The organism is Brevibacillus sp. JB24b, from assembly GCF_051713385.1.
GTDB lineage: Bacteria > Bacillota > Bacilli > Brevibacillales > Brevibacillaceae > Brevibacillus_B > Brevibacillus_B laterosporus.
In genome coordinates this window covers 4,201,356-4,213,317 of record NZ_JBNVQV010000001.1, presented here as the reverse complement: position 1 = coordinate 4,213,317, position 11,962 = coordinate 4,201,356, and the positions used below count along the sequence as shown (strand labels likewise).

Below are 11,962 nucleotides of genomic sequence, written 5' to 3'. Positions count from 1 at the left end.
TGAAAATTTAAGGAGGGATATTTTGAAAAAGTACATAGCTTTGGGAGTAGCATTGTTTTTAGTAACTGGGCTAGCGGTGTTTGGGGTTAATGAAAAGACGGATGCTTCGATTGAAAATAAGAATCTTCCGCTTCCTACTAGTCCGCAGCCGAATTTAGAATTAGAAGAGGGAAAAAAAACGGGTACATTTAACCAGATGACCACAGATGAATATCTCAATCGTTATAACAAATTGAAAACAGAGTTAGCAGGGAAAGGCATTAAGGTTTTACCTTTTACTCTTGAAGTAGAAAAGAAAACCAATTTTTATCGATTCTATTATCCCAAAAAACAGAAATATACCAAAGAAGAAGCTAAATGGGTAAGTGTAATGCTAAAGAGTGACGGAAAAACGATTGATGGCCTGATGTTTCAGGGGACTCCCGATTTTCCTACCATTAAGGCGATGATTGAAGCTACAGGCATTGTCTGGTCAAATCAGCTAGATCAATTACTTACAGGTGGAGGCACTGCTAAGTCTTCAGAAGAAATGAAAGTTGATGGAGTAAAAATTTCGATAAAAAGAGAGTCTAGTGGTATCACTGTGATGGTGGATCCTGTAAGATTAGACCCTCCCAAAAAATTGTAGACTGGCTAAGACTGCTTGTGAGCTTAAACGGAGCAATTCACACGGAGTATTATAGTAGATAAAAAGTAGATTTTTAAGTAAAAAGTATAGAAGGTAGAGGTAGTACTATGGTAATGACGTGTAAGGGGAAAGTATCCCATGCACGTCTTTTTTATGTTAGCCTACCTTTTAAATGTAAATGGAATTGAAATTTTTAACATAATGTAAAATTAAGGTATAATTACAGTTTCGTTAAATTTTGTGTAGTAGATTAAAAATGATTATTATATAATATCCTACGATCAAAGACTTCGATAAGGAGTGTGGTTACATATAAATATTTACACCGAACCTCCTAAAAGATGCTCTATATGTAGAAACCAAAAGTTTCACAGGACAGAATCCCGCATACAGATATTCGATGACATTGTAGACGGTGAACCAAGAAAAATAGAGGTAAAACGTCAACGATATAGATGCCCGAATTGTCTGGCTAAGATATGGGATAAGGTTCAAGGAGCGTGTTCATATCGAAGGAAATCTTATGTCTTTATGGAAAGGGAGCAATGCTCCAAAATAAGCGCAGAAAAATCGTATATAAAGATAGATTGATGCGTTTATAACCCTCTAAATCATATTTAGAGGGTTTCGTTTTTTGTGCTGATTATGCTGGGATTTGCTGTAAAACAAAGTCAATATGGATTGGGAATTCTTCGTTAACTAGAATATGTACACTCAAGCTTTGCTCTTGCTGAGGGAAGCTATCAACTGAGTAAATATTTTTGAGCAGACCAACATTCGTAAACTCAACTTGAGCGTCGATTGCTTGATAACTAGTTATGGCATGTCCTCTTACCATATCTGCGAATTCTTCAAGTACACTTCGTTTCATTTCGTCATCAACCATGTCTAGCGGAATGCTGAAGGATTGAAGTAAAACACTAAGAGCCTCTTCCTCCATACCAATAATAATGTCACCTGTAACATCACCTGTTATTTGGGAAACAACTCGATGGGACTGACTGTAGGTATAAGGGGATCTTTGTAGTTGTACGTCTTTACGCTGTATATTAATTCCTAATGAACCTAGTACAGTTGTCAGTCCTTTGAGATACGCATTCAATATTTTTACATCCACAATTCTCATCCTTTTCCGGTTTGTGAGTTCTTCATTTATATATCGGTATTTTTGTGAAAAGATTAACAGCTACTTACCAAACAAAATTGCTTACCCATTTTACAGATCTTCCATTTCGTCGCTCTATCGTTTCTATCAAACGAGTAATTCGGTTCCCAAATTAGTGTGGAAGGTAATTATTTCCACTCATTAGATGGCGCAATTTCTACGATATTTATAAGGATAGGCTGAATGAAGATGTAGGAAAAACATCCATTTTGTCATATAAGAAAGACGCTAAAGGAGGAGAGACTGTGAAAATCCAAATCGCTTCTTTAAGATCCAAACTTACGATTTTATGCTTAGGAATCTTACTAGTACCCACTTTGCTAATTGGAATCACTACCTATGGGTCTACTAAGAAAGAGTTAGATCAGGCAGGTCAATCAGCACTACAAAACAATGTGAAAATGGTAATTGGGATGATTGATCTGATGAATGAGCGAGTTGAGGCAGGACAGCTAACCTTAGAAGAAGCTCAGGAAAGGGTACGTCAGGAGCTTCTAGGTGCAAAAAGTGCAGAAAACAAGCGTCCAGTGAAAAAGGAGTATACGACTGGCGAGACGGGCTACGTGTGGGCAATCAATGAGAAAGCTGTGTCTGTCATGAATCCATCTAATGAAGGCCAAGATCTCTCGAATGTCACCACACAGGACGGTGTATTATTGGGGAAGGAGTTAGTCGAAAAGGGAACTGCCGGCGGTGGATTTGTTAGGTACAAATGGCAAATCGCCAACTCTGATGAGGTAGAGACCAAAGTGTCATATGTAGAATTAGATCCACACTGGGGATGGATTGTGGGATCTGGTGCCTATCTTACAGAGTTTAATAAAGGTGCTGATAACATTTTGACTTTAGTAGCTCTGATTGCTTCCATCTCTACCATTGTTGGGGTTATTATTGTTAGCTTTTTCTCCAAACTATTTACCAAGCCAATTGTATTAGTGGCCAAGGAATTGAACAGGGTAGCGGACGGAGATCTTACAATAGAAGAATTGAAGATTACGTCCAGAGATGAAATAGGGAATTTGGCAAAAGATTTTAATTACATGATAAAAAATATTCGACATCTGATTCGGGAAGTGGATTTATCTGCACAGCGAGTGGCTAGTTCCTCGAAGGAATTAACAGCTAGCGCCGATGAGACAAGTAAAGCAAATGAGCAAATCACGCTTGCTATTCAAGAAGCCGCGAGTGGTGCTGAAGAGCAACAGAACGCTCTCTTTAAAACAACAAGCTCGATTGAGGAAATATCCATTGGTATGCAACGAATAGCGGAGAGCTCGTCATCTATTGCAGAAACATCTACAGAAACGAGAGAAACAGCAGAAGATGGTGGAAAAGCAGTACAAAAAACAGTTCAGCAGATGAACTCCATCCATAAATCTGTTAATGAGTCAGATGCTGTGATTAAGCTTCTTGATAAACGAACAAGTGATATTTCCGGAATGTTAAGTGTCATTACAGATATATCTGCTCAAACCAACTTACTAGCCTTAAATGCTGCTATTGAGGCTGCAAGAGCTGGAGAACACGGACGAGGATTTGCCGTAGTCGCTGAAGAGGTTAGAAAGCTGGCAGATCAATCTACACAATCCTCTACCCAAATTACGCAGCTACTAGAAGAGATACAGCAAGATATGAATCAATCCATTCAGACCATGAGCAAGGTCAAAGAGGAAGTTCAGACGGGGATTGAGATTGCAAACGATACCGATCAGAAGTTTAAGAACATTCTTTCTTCAACAGGCTATATTACTCAGCAGATCGAAGAATTAGCTAGCATTAGTCAACAGATATCAGCGAGTCTCCAAGAAATTTCAGCCAGTGGAGAAAATGTGGCTCATATTGCTCAACAGGCAACGGATCATTCGCAAAATATCGCTTCTTCAGCAGAGGAACAGCTTGCTTCCATGGAAGAGGTAACTGCATTAGCGAACTCTCTGTCCACTATGGCTGAGGAGCTACAAAAGCTTACGCGTACTTTTACGTATTAAGTCTAGGTATAAAAGATAAAGAAAACACCTTCACATGTGTGGAGGTGTCAGGCCGCCGAGAAAGCTCGGCGGTTCTTTATGTTATAAACCTATTAGGCAGTAATCCTCCAGCCACTCGTTTTGGTCTGGAGCTCCCACAGCTTAGCGTACAGTCCGTCGTCTTTGATGAGCTCTTCATGTTGTCCCTCTTCGACGATTTTGCCTTTGTCCAGTACGATGATTCTGTCTGCGTTGACAACCGTTTTTAGTCGATGGGCAATCATGATGACAGTACGTCCCTTGATCAGGCGGCTGATCGCTCGCTGCATTTCTACCTCATTTTCTGGATCGAGAGAGGAAGTGGCCTCGTCGAGCAGTATCACGGGAGCGTTTTTAAGTATGGCCCGGGCGATGGAGATACGCTGGCGTTCACCACCAGAGAGGGTGGACCCGCCTTCCCCCACCATGGTGTCATAACCTAGGGGTAGCTTCATGATAAAATCATGACAGCAGGCTTCTTGTGCAGCTTCCTCAATTTCAGCTTGTGTGGCGTTCTCCCGCCCGTAGCGGATGTTGTTGCGGATGGTGTCCTGGAACAAGTAAACGTCTTGGAATACCATAGAGATTTTTTTCATGAGCTTTTCTGGGTCCATTTCGCTTACATCGCTGCCGCCAAACAGCACTTTCCCGTGCTGAGGGTCGTAAAATCTTGTAATCAGGCGTAGTAGCGTGCTTTTTCCGCTTCCCGAAGGGCCAACGATCGCGGTCAGAGTCCCTTCCTTCATTTCCACGGAAACATTGTCCAGCACGATGTTTTTGTCATAGCCAAAGGTTACGCTGTCAAACTGGATATCGTGATGTTCTGGGGGTTCATTTTCGCCACTCATGATAGGCTCATCCAGGAGGCTGATTATGCGTTCTCCGGCCATGGCGTCATATTTGAACGCAGGGAGACGCATGATGGCAACCGAAAGTGGATCAAAAACACGGGTGCCTACCAGTAAAAACATGGCAAACAAAGGAACTGTAATTTCTCCACCCAATATGAGATAAACTCCTACGATTGTCATCAAGGACACACCGGTTTGCATAAAGGCCATGGCGACCAAAAAGAATGGACCTAGCACGCCCTCCAGTTTAATGCTTTCCTTCATATAATTATAAAAAGACTGTTCCAATCTTTTAAAGTTCTCACCACGCAGGTTGTAAGCCTTGATTACTTTCATCCCCAACAGGTATTCCTGCAAACAATTGGCCTGAACGATTTTGGCAGTAGAATGACTCTTGCCGAGTTTTCGTTCCAAACCGGAAATACTCCATAGCAATAACACAGCTACGGGAAACCCCGCAAGCATGGCTACAGCCATTCGCCAGTCCATAAAAAGCAGACCAAAAAAGGCTAAAATGGGGATAATCGCACCGCTTACAAGCTGGGGTAAAATATTCGTCCCGGCATTTTCTAAATGGGTAAAATCATTCATCATCATGTGGCCGAGTTCCCCAGGGTCTTTTTTCATGAGGAAGCCTAGAGGAAGCTTGCGCATATGCTCTGCTAGATGTGTCCGTCCATCAGCAGAAGACTCGTACGCACTGCGGTATGTGGAACGGTAAGACATCCGTTCAAACAGAAACACAAGGACAAGGAATACCACCATGCCCCCCCATACGAGCCATAGGGATTGCATATTCAAAGATGACTGTTCCGTTGAATAGTAGGCGTAGATCATGCTCACCGCAGCGGCCATGCACCCAAACGGAAACATATTGACCAAATTAGCCAAAACAGCCCAAAGGATGGGCTTCCATATTTTCTTTGGCTCACCCGCAGTAATGTTGCGTAGTTGTTCCTTTATCACACGAATTCCTCCTCCTTCTGCGAAATGTCGATTTTCCATTCTGCTGAGGATGTATAGGCTTCCCACATGCTTTTGTATAAACCCCTGTGAGCAAGAAGCTCACCATGGGTACCGATATCGTTGATTTGCCCTTCCTTTACTACAATGATCTGATCCGCCTCACAAATGGTCGTCAAACGATGGGCGATGATCAACACGGTTTTGTCCTTAATGAGCTCGCGTAACGCAAGCTGCATCTGGTATTCATTTTCCGGATCAGCGTAAGCCGTAGCTTCATCGAGTACAAGAATGGGGGAATTTTTTAGGATGGCTCTTGCGACGGATACCCGCTGTTCCTCGCCACCTGATAGATAAACCCCGCCCTCGCCGATCAGCGTATCGTAGCCATTTGGCAAACGCTCAATAAACTCATGGCATTGCGCCGCTCTCGCTGCTGCGTGGACTTCCTCTTTTGTCGCAGTCGGCCTACCCGCCAAAATATTATTGTATAGTGTATCGGAAAACAGGAACGTATCCTGAAACACAAAGGACAGGTTGTTCATCAACTCGTGCATTTTCATGTCGCGGATATCCACGCCACCAATGGTAATGCTTCCCTTTTGTACGTCCCAAAACCGGGGGATAAGCTGGGCGACGGTGGATTTTCCAGAGCCGGAGGGGCCGACCAAAGCCGTGATTTTCCCTTGGGGTGCAGTAAAGCTGATTCCCTTCAAAACCTCTACACTGCCTTCACCACCGTAAGAAAAGGAAACCTCATGGAACCCGATGTCATAAGAAGAAGGTTTTTTGCCGACTTCAGGCTCCTTTATGGTTGTTTCCTTGAATATGTCGTCAATGCGGTTGACCCCTTCGACAATGACGTTAATGGTGGAGGCAAAGCTGTTTAATTTGAAAATTGGAGTGGAAATACCTGGTGTTAAAACGAGAAAAAACAACAATGTTGCGGCAAAGGCTACGTTATGCGGATCAGTGCTGATGAAAAACAGCCCGACAGGCAAAAAGAACGTTGCTAACGATAAAATGATGACTTTAAAGGATACATAACCGTTTTGAAAATTGTCCGTATACGTGACGCTAAAATTACGGTAATGAAGCATGTCTTCATGGAATTTTCGGAAAGAGTGAACCGTCTGTCCAAAGATCTTGATAGAGGGCATACCTCGCACATACTGGATGGATGAGGTGTTAATGTTTTCCAGGGCATCAAAATATTCCTTCAAGCCCTGCCTTGCTTTTTTGCCGGCCATCATGGAGTATTGAGCGGCAAATCCGATCAGCATGGGGATGACGCAAGCCAGTGCAAGCCAGATGTTCAATGAAAACATCGTGACAATAATTGCGACGATCATGACGAAAGTGTTGATCAGATCGGGCAACTGGTGGGCAATAAACAGTTCGATTTTTTCTACATCCAGCTCGACGATTTTTTTGATTTTTCCCGTGGCATTTTTGTTAAAGTAGCCTAGAGGGAGTGCTCCGATGTGATCCGACAGCTTAACTCTAATGCCATATAGGATGCGAAATGCCGCTATGTGCGAGAGCATTCCACCGATATACATGAAGAGATAACCAAGTAGCATACCTACAATACCCCAAATAGCCCACTTCATTATGTACGCGGCGTTTACAGAGGAAATATCAGAAGCATGTGTTAAAAGCTCAGTCATCACATAGTAGACTGAGAGATACGGAACCAGCATCAAAAACACGCTTACGGTAGACAGAATTGCCGACCAAACCATAAGTGATTTTTTTTCACCTGCAAGCTCTATTAGCCTTGAGATTCCCTTTTTTTCCTTAGCTTTCAACGGTTATCACTTCCTTCTGCCGAGTCTTCAGTTCAATGACTTGATCGCAGGCTAATTCGGAAAGGATGTTGTCGTGGGTAATGATAACGACGATTTTGCCAGCCTGTGCTAATTTTTTTACCCATGCAACAACCTTGAGCACGCTGTCGCCGTCAAGTCCGCTGGTCGGCTCGTCGAGTATGATTAATTCCGCATTTGAACAATAAGCCGCAGCCATGGTTACTCGCTGCTTTTCCCCGCCGGAAAGGGAGGCTGGGTGCCGATCTCGAAGCTCTCCCAAGCCAAAGGCATCCAATGCTTCATAGGCCTTTAAACGAAGCGAATTATCCACACGTCTGCCTAAAACAATCTCATTACCTACACTGTCTGCATAGAGCTGATAGTCAGCATCCTGCATGACAAGATAGCTGGAGGCGCGTCGTTGGCTTGCCGATATTCGGCTTCCTTGACTGAAGATCACCCCTTTTTGCTGGCGCAGAAGACCGCATAGAACTTTGCACAGGGTGGTTTTGCCAGTTCCGTTTTCCCCTGTCAGTGCGGTAACCTCTCCTTTCAAAAGCGTGATGTCTACATCTGTAATCCCATCGCCTTTTCTTTTGTATCGATAGGTAAGCTTACGACCCTCCAGAGCAGGAGGGGCTTTCGGTGCTTCTGCTGACTTAGGTACCGATAGGCTTTTAATCATATCAGGGTGGCGCAGACCGTATGGACGCACGTCTTCATAGGAAAGCTGAGAAAATTCCTCTTTTGTCCATGTTCGTGCGATCTTTCCTTTTTCCATGCAGACAAATAAATCGGCAACAGGCAAGAGGGGGTGTATCCGATGCTCGCTGATGAAGAGGGTAGTGCCGTTTTGCTTGAGCCTACTGAGGATTTCAATCAGATTTTGTGTAGAGTGATGATCTAGATTGGCAGTGGGCTCGTCAAGCATTAGTAGCGGTGGTGAAAGAACAGACACAGCCGCAATGGCCACACGCTGTTTCTGCCCACTAGATAGCATATGAAGAGGACGGTCGAGCAAATGAAAGATATCTAGCTCTTTCGCCTGTTTTTCAATCCGGCTCATAATCTCTTGCGGCGAAACTCCGAGATTTTCGGCTGAAAACGCCAGCTCGTCCCGCACGGTTTCCATGAAAAACTGGCTACGGGGGTCTTGAAACACGACGCCCATCAGTCTGGTTCGCTCCTCTGGACTAAGGGAAGCAGGACTTCTTCCACCAACATGTACTTGTCCAGTGAGGCTTCCAGCATAAAAGCTGGGTGCAAGTCCGTTGATAAGGCGCATGATCGTGCTTTTACCGCAGCCTGAACGGCCGCAAAGCACAACGCATTGCCCAGCCTTCACAGATAAATTGATTTGCTTTACACCGGTTTCGTTCTCGGCTTCTCCGCCTTCATGTTCATAGCGGAAGGTGACGCCGTTTAACTCAATCACAAGTTCAGACCTCCTGTCCAATAAATTGCTCCTCCGATCAGCGCACAAAGCCCCACCGCCATGCCGTCTATGGCCCGAAAGCCAATTGGATGGATAGAGGTTCTGGCGCAGCCGCACTCAATGCCCCGCAGTTCAGCGGACGAGGCTAACTCTGCTGATAGCTTCAGGCATCGGACGATCAGCGGCATAAAAAAGCACTCATAGGCCATGGCCGGATGTAAGAGAGCGCTATACCACTGTGGGAAAATGCCTCTGGCCCGGATGCCATCCCGAATTGCTTTCATTTCAAGCCAAACAACGGGGAAAAAGCGGATTAGAATGCAGATCATGATAAGCACAGATTTTGGGACGTATAACCGTTCAAAGGCACACATGATACTGCTGGGAGTCGAAATCATCAGCATAGTCCCGATCATGACCATCGGAATCGTTCTGGCAAACGTATAAAGAATAATAATGACTGTTCCTGCACCTTTTGGCAAAATAGTTAAAATCGTCATTAGAGCTATATATAACAGCACAAAAAAAAGCGCCTTTCTGGGCTGTTTGTTGCAAAGCAAATACAGTGCGCATGTAAGCACCATCAAATGTGCTTGTAATGAATTGCTCACAAGCGTGGAGAGGATGCTTGCCAGAATCAGCACCAATAAATGCGTTTTGGGACCGAGACTGCTCATACCAGCTTTGCCTTTTTCACATGTTTTTTCATTAGCAAATTCCCGATAAAGCAACCAACTAACCCACCGATAGCGGAGATTGTGCACATGGTAAGAATCATGCTAGGCGTATCAAAATAATAAAGCATCGCTTCAAGCTGTTCCGGAGAGTAGCTTTTCTTCAAAATGGCCAGATACTGCTCGCGGAAAAAAATAAGCGGTACAACACCGCAAAGAGACCAGCCTACATAAAAAATAGCGTAGCCGATGGCATTACGGACAGGGTTCTTATAGGCAGAGCCTCCCCATAGGATTAATTCGCAGATAATTCCGATCACAGCTAGTGTAAGCAGGTAATAAGCATAACCGAAAGCTACAAAATACAAGCCTGTAATGATGCATGTAAAGAATAGTACACCGCGTTTGTTAATTTTATTGGACATGACCATATAAATAGGCCCATTGAACAGTGCAGCGGCTCCTCCTACAACCAGATAAGAAACAACCGTAAAGACCGGACAAATCGTCATAATAATGAGCATCACCACATTGAAAATGGCAAGTGTAATGAAATCACGCATTTTCCATCTGTTTTGAGCGGCTGCTGTCTGTGTTTGCATGTTAAAATCCTCCCTGTTTTTTCACATGTAGTTTATCGGCATCCGCCTAGGCGGTTGGGTCAAAATGTCTGTACCACCGAATTGCTTTCCTCTTCCTCTTGTCTCTGACCGGAGCCTTATTTCAGCCCAAAACGTACCCTTGACATCAAGTAAATCCCCCTCTAGTTCCTTTTTTAGAATGCCAGTGAAACGGTTATGTAGCCAGTCTCACGTTCATCGCTTTGATACTGGTATAGAATTACAATATTGATAATGAGAATCATCGTCAAAGTGGAAAAGCCTATATTTTGGCAGATATTCCTGCTATTTTCGCCAATTATCTCCATATTTCTTCGTATTTCTTGATCAATGTCCAAATTTCGGAACCCAAAAACTGGAATTTAATGAGTAAGTGACTGTAATCGTCATCGCTAACCGATGAGAAGATGAAGGAATAACGCACCTGAAACACAGCATTGCTTATCGGAAACGGACCCAGTCGTGCTGTAAGGCTGACATAATCTGCAAAAAAGTTAATCTGGTGGACCTAGGACGAGATAATTGGAGGAAAACTAGCTAATTTTACAAAAAATAGATCAAATGCAGATTTTGTAAATTAGGCCTAAATATGATTATGATTATCATTATCATGTGAATATTCATGTTCACCATGGTCGAAGCAGCGCAGATGCCAGTGACGATTGTTCGAGGGGATATCAGGGACAAGGTGGATCATAGCGCCCGACTGATGGAAAGAATGGAGGAGTTATGTTGGAAACTGATCAAACAGCCAATCCATGGCTGATTACTCATCCTGAAGCGAAAGACATCATTCGCCTGTTCTGCTTTCCCTATGCAGGAGGAGGCGCCTCTGCTTACAGAGGATGGACAAATGCTTTGCCCGATGATGTGGGAGTTTACCCCATACAGCTTCCAGGAAGGGAAAACAGGATTACGGAACAGGCACTGTGTGAAATGGAGGTGCTGGTTGAAGCAATCTCCCAAGCGATATATCCGTATTTGGATCGCCCATTTATCTTTTTTGGTCATAGTTTGGGCGCGCGAGTCGCTTTTGAGCTGACACGAACGGTTCGAAGAAAATGGAAGCTCCAGCCTTGCCGCCTGATTGTTTCAGGAAGCCGCGCTCCGCACATACCAGAGCCAAATCCTCTGCATCATCTGCCTGATGATGAGTTTATCAGTGAGCTGCGTCGTTTTTCCGGTACACCTGAGGCAATCTTGCAAAACAGAGATCTCATGAACCTGTTCCTCCCGGTTTTGCGTGCGGATTTTACCGTTGACGAAACGTATGTTTATGCAGAGGAAGCGATCCTTAAATGCCCGATTTCTGCATTCGGCGGGACTGAGGACACGGAGGCGAATCGAGAGGAGATTGAAGTCTGGGCAAATCATACAAGCTCTGCTTTTACGCTTGAAATGATTGAGGGGGATCATTTTTTTCTGACGACAAAAAAGGATTTGCTTTTGCCGTCTGTTGCCAAAATCGTTGAACAGCATCGGGAAGTGACGATAGCAAGAAGGAACAGCTAATGGATGGGGACAATTTGTCCAGATGGAAAGTAAGTAGCAGTCAATGTTGCAAGTACGAGTAACACAGTGGCAGGAATCACAATTCATATGTAGCCTCGTCCCCTGTTGCTGACGGGCGGCGAAGTACATTTTTGGCTTGTCTGGAGTAAGCATTCGAATCCAGAGACAAAGAACGGGTTGTGTATTCCTGTCTGGAGAAGGAAACGGCAGACTAGATCGATTTTATTTTTGAGCAGAGATTAGGAGCTAGTCGACTGAAACGAAGAAAAAGTTAAAATTGGAAGCAAATCCAGAGGG

9 protein-coding genes are annotated in these 11,962 nt (G+C 44.0%); 3 read left to right on the top strand and 6 right to left on the bottom strand.

All coding sequences use genetic code 11. The features are described 5' to 3' along the window. Nucleotides 1-22: 22 nt before the first annotated feature. Complete coding sequence (locus ACQV1I_RS19540; protein ID WP_116334178.1) at nt 23-628, top strand: hypothetical protein; 606 nt, start codon at nt 23-25, stop codon at nt 626-628. Between the two features lie 643 nt (nt 629-1,271). Here ACQV1I_RS19540 and ACQV1I_RS19535 read toward each other — a convergent pair. Next, complete coding sequence (locus ACQV1I_RS19535) at nt 1,272-1,754, bottom strand: hypothetical protein (RefSeq protein ID WP_236645799.1); 483 nt, start codon at nt 1,752-1,754, stop codon at nt 1,272-1,274. Nucleotides 1,755-2,038: 284 nt separating this feature from the next. Here ACQV1I_RS19535 and ACQV1I_RS19530 point away from each other — a divergent pair, with 284 nt between their 5' ends. Next, complete coding sequence (locus tag ACQV1I_RS19530) at nt 2,039-3,781, top strand: methyl-accepting chemotaxis protein (RefSeq protein WP_094701051.1); 1,743 nt, start codon at nt 2,039-2,041, stop codon at nt 3,779-3,781. A 92-nt stretch (nt 3,782-3,873) separates the two neighbouring features. Here ACQV1I_RS19530 and ACQV1I_RS19525 read toward each other — a convergent pair whose 3' ends face one another. Genes ACQV1I_RS19525 through ACQV1I_RS19505 form a run of 5 tightly spaced genes read right to left on the bottom strand, consistent with a single transcriptional unit; the run spans nt 3,874 to nt 10,135 of the window. Continuing rightward, the gene (locus tag ACQV1I_RS19525; RefSeq protein WP_201747412.1) at nt 3,874-5,655 is read right to left on the bottom strand and encodes an ABC transporter ATP-binding protein; all 1,782 of its coding nucleotides are present in this window, start codon (nt 5,653-5,655) and stop codon (nt 3,874-3,876) included. Further along, on the bottom strand, nt 5,613-7,424 hold the full coding sequence (locus tag ACQV1I_RS19520; RefSeq protein WP_116334176.1) for an ABC transporter ATP-binding protein: 1,812 nt from the start codon (nt 7,422-7,424) through the stop codon (nt 5,613-5,615). Before ACQV1I_RS19520 ends, ACQV1I_RS19525 begins: the two co-directional genes overlap by 43 nt. After that, the gene (locus tag ACQV1I_RS19515; protein WP_116334175.1) at nt 7,414-8,859 is read right to left on the bottom strand and encodes an ABC transporter ATP-binding protein; all 1,446 of its coding nucleotides are present in this window, start codon (nt 8,857-8,859) and stop codon (nt 7,414-7,416) included. The genes ACQV1I_RS19520 and ACQV1I_RS19515 overlap by 11 nt, the downstream gene beginning before the upstream one ends. Beyond that, nucleotides 8,856-9,536 carry an energy-coupling factor transporter transmembrane component T family protein gene (locus ACQV1I_RS19510; RefSeq protein ID WP_094701048.1) on the bottom strand — a complete coding sequence of 227 codons (681 nt, stop codon included), beginning with the start codon at nt 9,534-9,536 and terminating at the stop codon, nt 8,856-8,858. The genes ACQV1I_RS19515 and ACQV1I_RS19510 overlap by 4 nt, the downstream gene beginning before the upstream one ends. Next, a complete protein-coding gene (locus ACQV1I_RS19505; RefSeq protein ID WP_094701047.1) occupies nt 9,533-10,135 on the bottom strand; it encodes an MptD family putative ECF transporter S component in 603 nt (200 codons plus the stop codon). The genes ACQV1I_RS19510 and ACQV1I_RS19505 overlap by 4 nt, the downstream gene beginning before the upstream one ends. Before the next feature lie 747 nt (nt 10,136-10,882). On the opposite strand from ACQV1I_RS19505, the gene ACQV1I_RS19500 reads away from it, so the two are divergent. Next, nucleotides 10,883-11,665, top strand: coding sequence for a thioesterase II family protein (locus ACQV1I_RS19500; RefSeq protein ID WP_116334174.1), 783 nt, complete (start codon nt 10,883-10,885; stop codon nt 11,663-11,665). Nucleotides 11,666-11,962 lie beyond the last annotated feature (297 nt).

Bases quoted from the DNA above. Each gene is read 5' to 3' on its own strand.
- ACQV1I_RS19525 (WP_201747412.1), bottom strand. From the start codon at position 5,655: ATGGAAAATCGACATTTCGCAGAAGGAGGAGGAATTCGTGTGATAAAG.
- ACQV1I_RS19500 (WP_116334174.1), top strand. From the start codon at position 10,883: ATGTTGGAAACTGATCAAACAGCCAATCCATGGCTGATTACTCATCCT.
- ACQV1I_RS19505 (WP_094701047.1), bottom strand. From the start codon at position 10,135: ATGCAAACACAGACAGCAGCCGCTCAAAACAGATGGAAAATGCGTGAT.
- ACQV1I_RS19510 (WP_094701048.1), bottom strand. From the start codon at position 9,536: ATGAGCAGTCTCGGTCCCAAAACGCATTTATTGGTGCTGATTCTGGCA.
- ACQV1I_RS19535 (WP_236645799.1), bottom strand. From the start codon at position 1,754: ATGAGAATTGTGGATGTAAAAATATTGAATGCGTATCTCAAAGGACTG.